The sequence below is a fragment of the Methylacidimicrobium tartarophylax genome (assembly GCF_902143375.2).
In the GTDB taxonomy this organism is placed as follows: Bacteria; Verrucomicrobiota; Verrucomicrobiia; order Methylacidiphilales; family Methylacidiphilaceae; genus Methylacidimicrobium; species Methylacidimicrobium tartarophylax.
This window is the reverse complement of the sequence record NZ_CABFVA020000038.1, coordinates 1-13,872: the sequence shown is the minus strand read 5'-3', so window position 1 is coordinate 13,872 and position 13,872 is coordinate 1. Positions and strand designations below refer to the sequence as shown.

Annotated in this window: 20 protein-coding genes; 1 reads left to right on the top strand and 19 read right to left on the bottom strand. The window is 62.0% G+C overall.

The window, feature by feature from the left end; all coding sequences use genetic code 11:
• Window positions 1-599 (top strand): SPASM domain-containing protein (locus MAMT_RS04605; RefSeq protein WP_142659837.1); only part of this gene is annotated, 599 nt, incomplete at its 5' end.
• Here the strand turns inward: MAMT_RS04605 and MAMT_RS04600 are convergent.
• The 19 genes from MAMT_RS04600 to erpA all read right to left on the bottom strand — a co-directional run bounded on the left by MAMT_RS04600 (window position 596) and on the right by erpA (window position 13,800).
• Window positions 596-1,321, bottom strand: a complete 726-nt coding sequence (locus MAMT_RS04600) for a response regulator transcription factor (protein WP_142659836.1) — start codon at window positions 1,319-1,321, stop codon at window positions 596-598. The genes MAMT_RS04605 and MAMT_RS04600 overlap by 4 nt on opposite strands.
• Window positions 1,322-1,387: 66 nt before the next feature.
• On the bottom strand, window positions 1,388-1,648 hold the full coding sequence (locus MAMT_RS04595; protein WP_142659835.1) for a hypothetical protein: 261 nt from the start codon (window positions 1,646-1,648) through the stop codon (window positions 1,388-1,390).
• Between the two features lie 214 nt (window positions 1,649-1,862).
• Window positions 1,863-2,150, bottom strand: a complete 288-nt coding sequence (locus MAMT_RS04590) for a ferredoxin family protein (protein ID WP_142659834.1) — start codon at window positions 2,148-2,150, stop codon at window positions 1,863-1,865.
• Window positions 2,147-3,445, bottom strand: a complete 1,299-nt coding sequence (locus MAMT_RS04585; RefSeq protein WP_142659833.1) for an FAD-dependent oxidoreductase — start codon at window positions 3,443-3,445, stop codon at window positions 2,147-2,149. The genes MAMT_RS04590 and MAMT_RS04585 overlap by 4 nt, the downstream gene beginning before the upstream one ends.
• A complete protein-coding gene (locus MAMT_RS04580; RefSeq protein ID WP_142659832.1) occupies window positions 3,442-4,563 on the bottom strand; it encodes an electron transfer flavoprotein subunit alpha/FixB family protein in 1,122 nt (373 codons plus the stop codon). The genes MAMT_RS04585 and MAMT_RS04580 overlap by 4 nt, the downstream gene beginning before the upstream one ends.
• The gene (locus tag MAMT_RS04575; RefSeq protein WP_246186525.1) at window positions 4,560-5,444 is read right to left on the bottom strand and encodes an electron transfer flavoprotein subunit beta/FixA family protein; all 885 of its coding nucleotides are present in this window, start codon (window positions 5,442-5,444) and stop codon (window positions 4,560-4,562) included. The genes MAMT_RS04580 and MAMT_RS04575 overlap by 4 nt, the downstream gene beginning before the upstream one ends.
• Window positions 5,441-5,851, bottom strand: a complete 411-nt coding sequence (gene nifW / locus MAMT_RS04570) for a nitrogenase-stabilizing/protective protein NifW (protein WP_178086914.1) — start codon at window positions 5,849-5,851, stop codon at window positions 5,441-5,443. The genes MAMT_RS04575 and nifW overlap by 4 nt, the downstream gene beginning before the upstream one ends.
• Window positions 5,852-5,984: 133 nt before the next feature.
• Entirely contained in the window at window positions 5,985-6,857 is an 873-nt protein-coding gene (locus MAMT_RS04565; RefSeq protein ID WP_142659831.1) for an SIR2 family NAD-dependent protein deacylase, read from the bottom strand.
• Window positions 6,854-7,105 (bottom strand): hypothetical protein, encoded by a 252-nt coding sequence (locus MAMT_RS04560; RefSeq protein ID WP_142659830.1) that lies wholly within the window; start codon window positions 7,103-7,105, stop codon window positions 6,854-6,856. The genes MAMT_RS04565 and MAMT_RS04560 overlap by 4 nt, the downstream gene beginning before the upstream one ends.
• 23 nt (window positions 7,106-7,128) lie before the next feature.
• Window positions 7,129-8,304, bottom strand: a complete 1,176-nt coding sequence (locus MAMT_RS04555) for a DegT/DnrJ/EryC1/StrS family aminotransferase (RefSeq protein WP_142659829.1) — start codon at window positions 8,302-8,304, stop codon at window positions 7,129-7,131.
• The gene (gene nifT / locus MAMT_RS04550) at window positions 8,301-8,522 is read right to left on the bottom strand and encodes a putative nitrogen fixation protein NifT (protein WP_142659828.1); all 222 of its coding nucleotides are present in this window, start codon (window positions 8,520-8,522) and stop codon (window positions 8,301-8,303) included. The genes MAMT_RS04555 and nifT overlap by 4 nt, the downstream gene beginning before the upstream one ends.
• Window positions 8,519-9,691, bottom strand: a complete 1,173-nt coding sequence (locus MAMT_RS04545) for a cysteine desulfurase family protein (protein WP_142659827.1) — start codon at window positions 9,689-9,691, stop codon at window positions 8,519-8,521. The genes nifT and MAMT_RS04545 overlap by 4 nt, the downstream gene beginning before the upstream one ends.
• Window positions 9,684-9,986, bottom strand: a complete 303-nt coding sequence (locus MAMT_RS04540) for a nitrogen fixation protein NifZ (RefSeq protein WP_018291994.1) — start codon at window positions 9,984-9,986, stop codon at window positions 9,684-9,686. The genes MAMT_RS04545 and MAMT_RS04540 overlap by 8 nt, the downstream gene beginning before the upstream one ends.
• 16 nt (window positions 9,987-10,002) lie before the next feature.
• The gene (locus MAMT_RS04535; protein ID WP_142659826.1) at window positions 10,003-10,527 is read right to left on the bottom strand and encodes a hypothetical protein; all 525 of its coding nucleotides are present in this window, start codon (window positions 10,525-10,527) and stop codon (window positions 10,003-10,005) included.
• Window positions 10,528-10,540: 13 nt separating this feature from the next.
• Entirely contained in the window at window positions 10,541-10,900 is a 360-nt protein-coding gene (locus MAMT_RS04530) for a HesB/IscA family protein (RefSeq protein WP_142659825.1), read from the bottom strand.
• A complete protein-coding gene (locus MAMT_RS04525; RefSeq protein ID WP_142659824.1) occupies window positions 10,897-11,115 on the bottom strand; it encodes a YfhL family 4Fe-4S dicluster ferredoxin in 219 nt (72 codons plus the stop codon). The genes MAMT_RS04530 and MAMT_RS04525 overlap by 4 nt, the downstream gene beginning before the upstream one ends.
• A gap of 35 nt (window positions 11,116-11,150) precedes the next feature.
• Window positions 11,151-12,719, bottom strand: coding sequence for a nitrogenase cofactor biosynthesis protein NifB (gene nifB, locus MAMT_RS04520; RefSeq protein ID WP_246186526.1), 1,569 nt, complete (start codon window positions 12,717-12,719; stop codon window positions 11,151-11,153).
• A 323-nt stretch (window positions 12,720-13,042) separates the two neighbouring features.
• Window positions 13,043-13,366 (bottom strand): HesB/IscA family protein, encoded by a 324-nt coding sequence (locus MAMT_RS04515; protein ID WP_142659822.1) that lies wholly within the window; start codon window positions 13,364-13,366, stop codon window positions 13,043-13,045.
• 14 nt (window positions 13,367-13,380) lie between these two features.
• Entirely contained in the window at window positions 13,381-13,800 is a 420-nt protein-coding gene (gene erpA, locus MAMT_RS04510) for an iron-sulfur cluster insertion protein ErpA (RefSeq protein ID WP_142659821.1), read from the bottom strand.
• Window positions 13,801-13,872 lie beyond the last annotated feature (72 nt).

Below are 13,872 nucleotides of genomic sequence, written 5' to 3'. Positions count from 1 at the left end.
GCTGGGCGCTCGCAAACCGCCGATGGCTGTTGCCGACGCGAGCGCAAGTCGAGCATGCCTCGAACGTCGCGGCCGCCGCCCAAAAGCGGCTGAAAGGCAAAATGGATCTCCTCTTCGTCATCCCCGATTACTACGCCGACTATCCGAAGGCCTGCCTCCACGGTTGGGGGCGCGCTTTCCTCACGGTGTCAGCGGATGGACAGGTGCTTCCGTGCCAGGCCGCCCGGGAGATCACCAGCCTCTCCTTTCCGAATGTGCGGGAACAGAGCCTCCGGGACATCTGGTTTGATTCCGAAGCCTTTAACCGGTTCCGAGGGACAAGCTGGCTCCCCGAGCCTTGCCGGAGCTGCCCACGTCGGGAACTCGACTTCGGAGGATGTCGCTGTCAGGCCTTCCTTCTCACGCAAGACGCGGGCGCGACCGACCCGGCTTGTCTGCTATCCCCCCATCATCACCGGATTGAGGAGGCTCTGGCAGAAGCGGAAACCCGCGGAGCGGTCGCATGGAGCTACCGGAATCCGACCGAATCCAAGCGCCTGTCGGACGCCGCTCCCCATCCCGCCCTTCCGACTCCGGCAAAGCCGGAACCAGCCCGTTAATGACTGTCGCTTCGCAGAACAAAACCATACCCGCGCATCGTGTGCAGGAGCTTCACGTGACGTCCGTGATCGACTTTCTTCCGCAGGCTGGCCATGTGCACACGCACGACGTTGCTGATGGTCTTGGCTCGCTCGGGCTGGTGCCAGACTTCCTGGGCCAGCGCTTCGAAGCTCACGGCCTTCCCTTGATTTCGAAGGAGATACTCGAGAATACCGAACTCACGGGGTGTGAGGGCGATCTCTTGTCCGCCGCGAAAGACCCGGCGGCCGGAAAAGTCGATTTCCAGGTCTTCCACCGCTCGGACCCAAGGGAGGGTGCCGGTCCTTCGGCGCAGCAGCGCCTTGAGATGAGCGGAAAGTTCCGATGGCGAGCACGGCTTCTGCACGACATTGTCGACTCCCTTTTCATAAGCCCGGATCCGCGACCGGGAATCCGCATCCCCGCTGAAGAGCAGGATGGGAGTCGAGAGGTTGCGCCTGCGGAGCATCTCAACCACGTCGAGAACCGGACGTCCGGGCATCTCCGAATCGAAGAGAGCGGCAGCAAATTCGCCGAAATTGAGCTCCAGGAAAGCTTCGTCGCTGGTTGAAACCCGACGCCAAGCCAACCCACTACTCTGCAACTCCGCTCCGACTGTCGCCGCCAGCTTCTGGTCGGGTTCGGCCAGAAGAACCCACGCTTTCTCTGCGTCCGAGCCTTGCCCCTCTCCCTTCATGCGCATGGTGCCTCTTTTCGGAGACGAAGCGCGCAAAACCAACGAATTTTCCTCTGGAGGCAATCCTGTACCCTACTCTTTCCCCGCTGCTTCTTTCTGACTCTTCTCCGAAGCCGTCGTCTTCTTCTGCTTCTTCACCGCCGGCTTGCCGGAGTTCTTCTTCGCGAGCTCTTCCTTCGTATAGGCATGCCCTGCGGGCCCCACCGTGATCCTCGGCCCGTTGGTCGACTCGAGAACTCGAGCCTGGCTCGATCCTGCCAAAGATCCGACGAGGGAAAACACCCCGAGAATGAAGATCATTCCACGCTGCAACCGCTTTCGCCCAAGCTTCATAGCAAAACCTCCCCTTTCTTTATCTTAACGTTAACTACAAGTGTCCCCGTCCGGGGACCTGGTCAAGTTTTTCTTGAGAAAGCGCGACTCGTGCCAACTCGAGACACGATCTTCTCGAGGGGTGTATCGGCTGGGAGACGGCTTGCGCAGGGGAGCAAGCGGAATCGTTCCGGAGAACAGCGAAGAGGAACGCGGGCCGAAGAGCGGCAGACAATCAGCCGAACTTAAAGAGGATCCCGAAGCCGCCTCGCGGATATTCCCAATCGACGTTGCGGAACTCGCTGCAGATGATCCGGCAGGTTCCGCACTCGAGGCAGCCGTCGGTGAGCAGCGTAATGGCACCTTCGGGCCCCAGCGTATAGCATCCCGCCGGACAGCAGGCGGCACAGGATTTTTCCGTGCACCGGGCCTGGCAGACCTCCGGGTCGCGGATGCGGATGTGCGGGCGGCCCGCATCGAGCCGATACCGGTTTTGATAGAGTTTTTCTTCCACCTCGCTCATCGGAATGCCCTCCACAGTTTCACCGCGTCGGAGAAGAGGCCGCGATAGGAACGGTGCTTCCGGAAACTTCGGGTCACCTCCTTCTCCTTAGCACGCTTGTCGACTCCGTCCACCCGAAGAAGGGTTTCCGCCGCTCGATTGACGAGCTCCGGATAGGTCGTGAGAAAATGGCGGTTCTGGTCCAGCACCTCATGGACGTGCTGGTACTTTCGCAGGTCTTTCATCACGAAGCTCTGGTCGAGCCGTTGCCGATAGCGGCGCAAATTGCGTTCGGTAAAGGGTTCTCCGGCTTGCTTGAGTTCGATCACCGTCTCCGCGGCGATCCTCCCCGTCTCCATCGCCAAGTTAGAGCCTTCGCGGTGAACCGAGTTCACGAACATACCCGCGTCTCCCACGATGAGCCAGCCGTCCCCCGAGAGCTTCGGGATCGCCTTGTAGCCTCCTTCCGGGATGAGATGCGCCGTGTATTCCTTCATCTCTCCGTCGCGTAAAAGCGGACGCAGCGCCGGATGCTCCTTGAGGCGGGCAAGCAGCACGTAGGGCGGGACCTTCTCCTTCCGAAAGTCTGAGAGAAGACAGCCGATTCCGACGGCGAGGGATTCCTTATTGGTATAGAGAAAAGCCGTCCCCACCATTCCTCGCGTGATCTTGCCGACCATCTCGATCGCGACTCCCTCATCGCCCTGAATCCCGAAACGATCTTCCAAGCTCTCCTGGGAGTAGAACAGAAGCTCCTTGACTCCGAGCGCAACCTCTCCCGCTTTCAGCTCGGGTCGAATGCCGGCTTTACGCGCCAGCACCGAGTTGACTCCATCCGCCAGGATCACGACGTCGGCGTAGACCTCTCCCTGTTCCCGGTCGGTGCGAACTCCGACCACCCTCTCCCCCTCCCGGAGCAGATCGAGAACGGTCGTTTCGCAAATCAAGAGGACGCCCTCTTCTTGCGCTTTCTTGGCAAACCACTTATCGAATTGCGCCCTCAGGATCGTGTAGCGATCCGGCTCGGCATCGCTCGAAACGGGAGAGCGGTACGTGCTCCCGATGTAGGACCGATCATCCAGAACCCAGACCCGCTGCTCGACGAGGTGCCGCTCGAGCGGCGCTTCTTCCCGGAAATTGGGAATGAGCTTCTGTAGCGAATCGGCATAGAGGATCGCCCCCTGCACGTTCTTCGAACCCGGATATTCCCCCCGTTCGATCTGAAGGACCTTCCATCCTCCTCGGGCCAGGGTGAGAGCAGTGGCGGTCCCGGCGGGACCCGCACCGACGACGATCGCATCAAACCGTTCGTTCATGATGAGGAACAGACCTCGAGCCCGGACGTTTTTGTCGCAACGGCCTGCCCGCGCACCATGCGCGTCAGCAGAGGGAGAAGAATCAACGCGTCCCCGACGATTCCATAATGAGCGACTTCGAAAATGGGGGCATTGGGGTCGGTGTTGATCGCCACGATCAGATCCGAGCCCTCCATCCCGACCCGATGCTGAATCTCCCCGGAGATCCCTGCGGCGATATAGAGCTTGGGCCGCACCGTCTTCCCGGTCTGCCCAATCTGTCTCTGGACATCGACCCATCCCGCCTGGACAGCCGCCCGGGTCGCCCCCACCTCTCCGCCCAAGGCCCGAGCCAGCTCCTCGAGCAGGGAAAAGTTGGCCGCCCTTTGCAGACCCTTGCCGCCGGCGACGATCACTTCGGCAAGCGAGAGGTCCAGCCGGTCTCCCCCGGCGTGCGGAAGAAATTCGAGAAGCTTCGTGACCATCTCCTCTTCGGAGAGATCGATCTCTTCCTTCTGGATCTGCCCGCTTCTCCCGTGATCCTTCTTCGGCTGAGGGAGAACCCGGGGCCGCACCGTCGCCATCTGCGGCCGATAGTTCAGGGTCAGAATGGTGCAGAGAAGGTTACCCCCGAAGGTGGGTCGCGTCGCCGCCAGGGCGCGGCTCTCCCGATCGATCGCGAGCTCCGTGCAGTCGGCGGTCAAACCGGTCTCGAGCGTCGTAGCGACGCTGCTCGCCAGATCCCGCCCAAGGGAGGTCGCCCCGAGGAGAAGAATTTCCGGCTTATGCTTTTTGACCAGCTCGCAGAGAAGCTTGGCGTAGGGTTCGTTCCGATACCCGGCCAACACGGGATGGACGGTCTGATAGACCCGGTCCGCGCCGTAGGCGACCGCATCCCGACAATGGGACTCGAGCGATTCCTCCGCCCCCCCCGCGACCACCGCTCCCACTTCCGATCCGAGTTGATCCGCGAGCGCTCGCGCCGCACCCAGAAGCTCCCAGGAGACCGGGTGAACCCCCTGTTCATCCCGCTCGACAAAGACCCAGACTCCGCGATATTCCGCCAATCGCGGATCCAAAGCCGCCTTCCTCCGCGCCGCTCCCTTCCTCTCCGCCGGCTTTCCACCTGATTCGCTCATTCGGAAACTCTCTCCTGTCCGTTCTCCCCCCCGTTGTCGCCGGAGAGCTTTTCGACCAGCTCCGGCTGACGCGCCCGGATCTTCTCCCAGAGAAGCGAGACCGCTTTCTCGGCCTGATCCTGCTCCCACTCGATGCATTCGGCCCGTTCCGCACGCCGGGAAGGCGCAAAGACCTTTCCAACGACAGTCGGGGAGCCTTTCAGTCCAATTTTGGACAAGTCTTCAATCCCCGCCGCTTGTCTGTTCCAGACCCGAATCGGCTGACGGGCCGCCCGGATCATTTCCGGCAGAGAGGCAAAACGGCCTTCGCTCGTCCCTTCCAGAACGGTGATCAGGCAGGGCAGCTTACTCTTCAACACCTGCACCCCCTTTTCCGTCCATCGATGAACGACGATGCTTTGGCTGTCCATGTCCAAGATGGGGATCCGGCAGACATAGCTCAGGAGCTGCATGCCCAGCCGCTTGGCGACGCCGGGCCCTACCTGCCCCGTGTCTCCGTCGATCGTCTGCTTCCCGGTGAAGACCAGGTCGACCGGCTGCTCTTGGCCCACCTGCCGAATGGCGCTGGCCAAGGCAAAGGAGGTCGCCAGGGTATCCGATCCGGCGAACGCGCGATCGGAGACCAACACGGCATCGTCCACTCCGAGGGAAAGAGCCTTTCGTAGCGCCGCTTCCGCCTGCGGCGGCCCCATGCAGAGGGCGACAATGCGCCCTCCTAGCCGATCTTTGATCTGGAGAGCTTCTTCCAAGGCAAAGAGATCGTAGGGATTGAGCACTGCAGGCACCCCTTGGCGCATGATCGTCCCGGTCACCGGATGAACCCGGATCTGTGCGCTATCCGGTACCTGTTTGACGCAGACGACGATATTTGGCCCCCTCACGAGGAACTCCCTCCCGAAGGAAGACCGCTCCTCTTGCCGGTGGGCGCCTGTCCTCCCATCGACCCGCTCCGAAGAGAAGCGCGCAGATCTTCGATCGCGACGGTCGCGGCCGCGGGCTTCTTCTTTTCGACCGGTTGCTGAAAAACGGCGAATACCTTTTCCTGCAAAGGAGTCGAGATCACGAAATCCTGATAGGCCTGCTCGAGCAGACCGCGATAGAAGAGGTGCAGATCCTTTTCGGCCCGCGCCTTGGGGGCGGCGGACGAGAGCAGGTACTTCTGAAAGCGCTTGAGAATATGGAGGCGGTTGACGCGAACGATTTGCGGATCGTAAGGAACCTCGAGATAGTCGAGAAATTCCTCCGCCGCCGAAAGGCGGCTTAATGCGGCAAGTATGGGATCAATCATTTTAATCCTCTATCAGGAATAGCAGCAGGCCGCGTGCCAACCTTGGTGTCCCTTCCCCCTCGCTTGACCGGGGCGTCGGTCAAAGGAGCCTCATAGAGAGGAAGTCGCCCCGATGTGCCCTTCTGGCCAAACGCTACGATTCTCGTCGGCTTTCCGACAAATCTGCGGCCGCGGCTTCCAACGGGCGGAAGAGCCCTTCACACAGATCACGCAAGGAGAGCGGGATCCGCTCGATCCGGAGCTCCCGCAAGAAGCGCTCCTCGTTCCGAGAGAGCTCCGCCGGGAGAAGTGCCCAGTGGTGATCCGAGGATCGTTTCAGGATCTGCCGGGCATAGGTGCGCTCGGTTTGTGTCGAAAACCGGCATCCGATGAAGAGGAAGCGGCTCTCCCGGCGCCGCGCTTGGACCACCGGCGGAATCGGGGTCTGAATGTCGATCTCGGTCAACACCTCTACATAATCGGAGTCCGAAATCACAAAATTCCCGGCGGGGCTGACCGATCCCAAAGGCTTATAGAGCACGGTCGCCCAGCGCGCAGACTCGTCGAGGGGGACCTCCGTCCCATCCGGACCAAACGCTTTCGTCCAGCCTCCCGGATGCTCCGCTTGGCTCACCCCCTGGATTTCTCCCCAGTCCGAGCGGGAAGCGAATGCCGTTCGGAGGGCACCATCGTACCAGACGTCGACGATCATCGGGAGATAAGGAAGAGTCGCCAGGCGATCGTGGAGGGAAAGCTTCGGAACCGGCACTGAGAAGGTCTCAAGCAGGAGCTTGCGCAGAGTCTTTCGATGCCGATTGCTCTCGATGTATTGCGCGGTGGCGGAGAGATTCCCCCGCACTCGCCCCGGGACGGCGACCCGTCGGGCAAGACTTTCCGACAGACTCTCGCCGCCCGTCGGAAACGGGGCTTCGATCCCTTCCTCCAAGCGCCAGATCCCCGGCCCCAAGTAGGGGACGAGCTTGCCCGCCTCCAGGCACCCGATCATCTCGCCAAGCAGATCGCTCATCCTTCCACCCCTTTCTCCACCGCTCCTTCGGAGGCCGACTCTTTCCCATGGTCCTGCAACTCCTCCATCTCGCCGCGCGACAATCGGAAAATTCCCCGGCCGCCGGCGAATGCCTGGAACTTATCTCCCGCTGTCTTCCAGAGCCGCCCGAACCACGCTTGGGCGGTCAGCCCGGGCGGCCTCTCCCCGATCTCCTGCACCGCTCCGTCGTTGGCGAAGCGGACATGGATCACAACTTCTTCATTCATGCATCCTCCCTTTTGTTTCTGTATTACAAGTAGATCGCCGCTCCGGCTCCCACGTTGATCGAGGCATCCTTGAGGGTCTTTACGATGAAGGCGACCTGCTCTTCGGTCAGATGGGCGTGAAAAGGGAGAACGATGGAGCGGTCCGCAACCTTCTCGGTTACCGGCAGACGGCCCTTCCGCCAGCCGCCCTCCAGGAAACAACCATGGAGATGCATCGGTTGGCAGTAGGCGGATGCCTCGATCCCCGCTTGGACGAGATCCTCGAGAATCGCGTCCCGGCTCGACCGTGTGAAACGCGTGCCCAAGTGAACCGGGTAGAGAAACCAGTGCACCTCCGTCGCTTCGGGAGCGACATAGGGATCCTTGATCCCTTCGAAGGATTTCATCTGCTGAAAGTACCAAGCCTCCACAACCCGGCGGCGCTCCAAGATCTTCTCGACCCGCTTGAGTTGGACAAGCCCCAGAGCCGCCGTGAGGTTGCTGGGCAGCGCGTGGAGGGGAGGAACCATGGTCGCGATGCCGGAAAATCGCTCCTCCCGGGAGCGGCTCCGGCCATACCGAATCTGGGCTGCCAACTCTTCGTCGTCGGTTACGACCATCCCGCCTTCTCCGCTGGCGAGCGCTCCGGGCTGTGAAAAATCGAAGACCGCCACCCGTCCAAAGCCGCCCGTCCTCCGATCGCCGTATCGAGAGCCCACGGATTCGGTCGAATCCTCCAACAGGAGGAGCCCCTGCTCCTCCGCCAGCCGCTGGAGTTCCTTCCACGCCGCGGGATGGCCCAGAGTATTCCCGGCAAGGATGGCCCGCACGCCCCCGCCACTTGCCTCTGCCGCCCGCGTCGCCGAGAGCGTTCCCGACCAGTAGTCGATCTCCGTAAAGACGGGCTCCGCCCCGCAGAGGGCGATCGCCGCCCCGATTTGATGCCACGAATAGCCCGAAAGGATTACCCGATCCCCGGTCCCGATGCCCAGGGCCCGGAGGGCGAGCCAGAGACCGATCGTCCCGCTGCTGACCGCCACCGCATGGTTGCGCCCTACCCAGGCGGCGAACTCTCTCTCCCACTGCTCGACAAAGGCCCCGCCGCCGATCTCCGGAGAGCGGAGCACGGAATCGACGGCGAAGAGCTCTTCTTCCGTCAGATCGGGATCGGAGAGCGGAATCTCAAAAGCCCGCCCTTCCGACGAAGACGCTTCCCTCATTCCCCTGCCCCCTCGGCCAAGCGCCGCGCCTCGACGGTAATCGGGAATGGCGTGTCGCCGGGCATTTCCGGAAGCTGGAAGCGCCATCCGTTGGCCAGGGTGACCGTCCCACCCCAAAATCCCGGTTTCTCCACGGCAACGACGGGCTCTTCCAGATCCTTTTTTGCCACGTAAACGGACATCAGACCCGAGACCGCCCGCCGAATCATGATCTTCATCCTGCTCTTCCTCCCGCTGTTTGCCTCCCCAGGACAGCAGACGCCTCTTCCGCGATGGCGCGCGCCGCTCGGTCGAGCTCCTCGCTCGTCGTCTCCTCCCCGAGACTGAACCGGAGAGTAGCCTGCGCCTCCTCCGCCGAAAGCCCCATCGCCAGCAGAATGCGCGAAGGCGCTCCGCCACCGCTGGAACAGGCCGAGCCCAAGGAAGCCTCAATGCCGCGCCGCTCCAACCGGGCGAGGAGCTCTTCGCCCTCGATCCGAGCGAACTGGATGCTCGTGGTGTTCGCCACTCGGGGGCTACGCCTGCCGTGGATCGTCACGACATCGGGAAGCGCTTGGAGGATCCCTTCCTCCCAGCGGTCGCGGAGCCGCGCCACCGCTTCACTCCGATCCGCGAGCCCGGTCGCAGCGAGTCGGGCCGCGACACCGAATCCCGCGATGGCGGCGACGTTTTCCGTCCCCCCTCTCCGGCCCCGCTCCTGATGGCCGCAGAAAAGAGGAGGGATGCGAACCCCTTTTCGGACGAAGAGGACTCCGATCCCCTTGGGTCCGCCGAGCTTATGAGCCGAGAAAGAGAGCAGGTCGAAGGGGAGCTTCTGGGCATTCACCGGGATCTTTCCGACCGCCTGCGCCGCATCCAAATGGCAGAGGATCCCCTTCTCCTTCGCCAGGCCGACGGCCCGTTCCACCGGGCTGACCACCCCGGTCTCGTTATTGACCCAGACCAGAGAAAGCAGCGCCGCCGGCTTCTCGAGCGCACTCTGGAGCTCTCTCAAGTCGAGCAGGCCCTGGCGATCGACGGGGAGGCGAACGACTTCCACTCCGCGGCCTTCCAACCGCTCCAAAAGCAGGGCGGTGCTCGGGTGCTCGACTGCCGTCGACACCACCCGCGGCCGATCGGGCGAAAGCTCGAGCGCCCCCAGGATCGCCTGGTGAATCGACTCCGTGGAGCCGCTGGTAAAGAGGATCTCCGACGCCTGGGCGCCGATCAGGCCGGCCACCTCGCTCCGCGCCCGCACGACCGCTTCCTTGGCGAGCCTGCCGCTGAAGCCGGGGCTGGAGGGATTCCCATGCTGCTCTCGAAGATAGGGAACCATCGCGGCGAGAGCTTCCGGCCGCAAAGGCGTGGTGGCGTTGTGATCGAGGTAGATCCGGTCGGCCTCATCCATGACTTGCCTCAGCCTCGGTTCGTCCGGGGCTCTCTTCCGGCACCGGATCGAGCTCCTTCCCCTTCATCCCGACCACATAGCCGCGCTCGTAGAAGTCGACGCCGTAGATATAAAAACGCTGCAGAAAGGTGCCGATGCTCGTCACCATCCCCATCTCGCCCTTTTTGATCAAGATCTCGCCGATTTCCTTGCCTGGAAAAGTGCCGTCATTTCGGATGTGTTTCCGCGACATCACTTTCTGTCCATAAGTGAAGGCCGGTGGTCCCTCCAGCTCGACTTCGTCGTCCATTCCCATCGCTTCCTCCGTAGGGCTAGTCCTCTTCCTCCGTCTGTCCCTGCTCGACGATCCGCCGTAGATCCTTTCCCCGCAGCAGCCCCTCGGGGTCGAGCTCCTCCAGCTTACGCAAGGCGGCGAGACCCGTTTCCCGCTCTCCCAGGCGGATTTCCAAATAGCCGTAGGCCTTCAAGGCAAAGAGATAGAGGCGGAAGAGCGGATCCTCGCGGGACCGTTCCGCCCTGTCGGGAGGACAAACCAGAGTCCATCGCTTGGGAAAGCCCGCCTTCTCGGCCACGGCCGACAGGCAAGCCAAGGCCCAGTCCCTCGCTTCCGCAAGCTTGCCCGCATAGAAGGTATAGCGGTAGTTGGCGATCAGAACGGCGATGTGATGCGGTTCGGCCTGGGTGGCTTCGCGCAGAAGAGCTTCGGCCCGGGAGCGGGCGCAAAAGGAGAGACCCGCCGCCCGGAGCAACGCTTCGCTTCGGCTCGAAAGCGGCTCCCAGTGCGCTTCCGCGAGCCGCTCGTCGCCACAGTCGGCAACCGCTTCCTCCGCTCCCATGGATGCTTTCTTCCTACCCGCCTTTGCTGGCTGTGCCTGCGGCTGCCGAGGCTGCTTCCTGAGAACAGGCACAGTTACCCGAGGGGCCGGAGAGGACGATGAGCCGCGTCTCCATCGGGTTCTCGACAAAATGGAGAATCGCCTCTTGGAGCAAGGGCTGACTTTCCGGCGGGACGAAGATCCGGCAGCCCTTTCCTTCCCAAATCGCATCGCCTGTCCGAGGCCCCGGCTCGATGGTGAATTCCGTCGCCAGTCCGGAACAGCCGCCGGGGGAAGCAGTCAAGCGCATCCCCGCTCCGGGACTTCCGCCTCCACCCATCCGGATCATTTTCTGAATAAAGGCCTCGGCTCTGGGGGTGAGGGTAATCTTCATTTCTGGTACCGAGGGAAGCTCTTGTCCACGATGCAGGTTTTGTCCACCGGGCAGACGGCCACGCATTGCGGCTCATCGAAGAAACCGATGCACTCCGTGCACTTTTTGGGATCGATCAGGAAGATCCCGTCCTTTTCCGATATCGCCTTGTTCGGACACTCCGGCTCGCAGGCCGAGCAACCCGTGCACTGCGAAGCCACGATCTTGTATGGCATCGATTTCTCCCGCTCCTTTCCTTTCGCTTTTTTGCTTACGCCGCCTGACCCGCAGGCGCGCCCACCTCCACAAAAGCCCCTTGGCGAATCACCGCGTCTCCGCGCTCGACGTCCGCAACGGCTCCGGACTTGAGTCTCTCGAGGTAGCCGCGGTAGTAGGAGATTGCCGACGTTTCGATGTAGCCATAGGCATACTGGTCGATCGGTTCGATCCCCGCCTTCCGAAGCTCCTCCTTGGGGCAAGCACCGATCTTGGCAACCAGCACCGCCACGCAGTCGTTGATCGCGCGAATGACCCCTGCGAGAGCATCCTCTTCTCCGTAGCCCCCTTGGCAGTAGAGATCGACGCGCCGATGTCCGACGAACTTGGCGCCCGCCGTGCTCATCTCATAGATCTGGAACTCTTTGGCATGGCCGAAGTGTTCGTTCACCTTGCCCCCGCCTTTCGTGGCGACCGCCAGGAGAATCTTCCGATTGCTGTTCTCTCCGGCCAGAGTCAGGAGCTCCTGCTCCCGAGCCGCCCTCCTGGCTGAGCGCTCCACCTCCACCGAGTCGCGATAGGCTTGGCGCTTCCCGGCATCGTACTGAACCTCCATCGACTCGATCCGCTCGGTGGTGAACTCGGCGCCCCGGTCCTCCCCCAGCAGGCCGACCGCATCGGCTCGGCACTGCCGACAGTGGCGCATCATGTTCATCTCTCCCTCGCACTTGTCCTGGAGCGCCTTCAGCTCCTGCGCCGTCGGACCGCGCTGCCCGGAAAGCCCAAAGACCGTCCCATGCTCGGGCGCGGAAATCAGGGGCATGATGTTGTGAAGGAAAGCCCCCCGGCTCTTCACCGCTTTGTTCACTTCGACCAGATGGTCGTCGTTGATTCCGGGGATCATCACCGAGTTGACCTTGCAGAGAATTCCCGCTTGGGTCAGCATCTCCAGGCCTTCGAGCTGCCGCTCGGAAAGGAGCTTCGCCGCATCCTTTCCCGTATACCGCTTGTGGCGGAAGAAGACCCAAGGGTAGATCCGGGCCCCGACCTCCGGATCGATCATGTTGATCGTGATCGTCACGTGATCGACTTTGAAATCCTTGATCCGGGCGACATGATCCGGCAGGGCGAGCCCATTGGTGGAGAGGCAGAGCTTGATGTCGGGAGCCGCTTTGAACACCCGATCGAACGTGCCGAAGGTCTTGTCCGGATTCGCCAAGGGATCCCCAGGACCCGCAATCCCGAGGACCGTCATCTGCGGGATCTCGGAAGCCACCGCGAGAACCTTCCGGGCCGCCTGCTCCGGAGTCAGCCGCTCGCTGACCACCCCCGGGCGGCTCTCGTTGGCACAATCGTACTTCCGGTTGCAGTAGTTGCACTGGATATTGCAGGCGGGAGCCACCGCCACGTGCATCCGGGCATAGTGATGATGCGCTTCCTCGCTGTAGCAGGGATGATTCTTGACCTTCTCCCAAACGTCCGGAGGGAGATCGCCGGAGCCGGCGCTCGAGCCGCAGCTCGACTTGCCGCTGCCGCCGGACGACCCACATCCCTTATGGGGCGCAACCGCGATCGCCAGCCCCTTGAGTTTCGAAAACCGCTCGCTCACTCGTCCAGGTTCCATCAGAGCTTCCATCGCTTCTTCCCTTTCTGGCGGTTTCTTCGTTGTTGCGGGCGGCCCCCGCTTTCCCGCGCGGAGAGCCTCGCATCATTGGGAATCGAGCAGGGAGCGTGCCAAGTTGTTGCGTTTCCCACCGGCCGTTCAAGAATAGGAGGGATTGCTTCCTTCCCACCACGATGGAGGAGAGGAGCTGTCGGAACCGCGACAGCTCCTTGTTTGCTTTTGTCCGCTTCTGCACAGCAGGCTTCCGACAAAAGAAACGCCGGCGGCAGTGGACGACCGAAAAAAAGCAGGCACCGCCGGGAACGCAGGGAAATGCGCCGGCATCAGGCGCTGAAGCTCTGCCCGCACCCGCACTCGCTCTTCGCCTTGGGATTATGGAACGCAAAACCCTCCGCGAACGGCTTACGGACGTAATCCAGGAGTAGCCCGTCGAGGAGGGGCAGGCTTTCCGCATCAACGACGAGCCGGATTCCCCGGCACTCGAAAAGCCGATCCTGCGGAGAAATGGTCTCCGCCTTTTCCAGTAGATAACTCCATCCGGCGCATCCGGACCGGGTCAACCCGACACGGAAAGCGGCATCCTCGGGCCCGCCTTGGAGAAAGGATCTGAGCCGGTCGGCTGCGGCTTCCGTCAGTTCAATCGCCATGCTCTCCCGCCTTCCTACTCTTCCGATTTGCTGCAGGTCGAAAAGGAGGAACCGCAGCTACACGTGGAAGCGGCATTGGGATTGACCACCACGAAGCGTGCGCCCCCCAGATCCTCTTCATAGCCGATTTGCGCGCCCGCCAAGAACGAGAGGCTCCGCGCATCGACCACCACGGCCACCTTTTCGGTTTCGAAGGTCAAATCGTCCTCTTCGACTTTTTCATCGAAGGCAAAATTGTATTGGAACCCGGAACAGCCTCCGCCGGTGACATAAACGCGGAGCTTGAGATCCGTCCGACCATCTTCCTCGAGCAGGTTTCTGATCTTTTCCGCCGCCTCTTGCGTCAAGGAGACCGCCGAAGCGGCTCCCTGGCTCGCTCCCGGTTCTCCGTCGGGCCGCTGCCCTTCCGTTCGTTCCGTACTCGTTCCTTTCATAAACCGCATCGAGCAGCTTGCGTGCCAAAAACACCGACGCTGAGTCGGAAGGTTGGCAAGGAATCTGCTTTC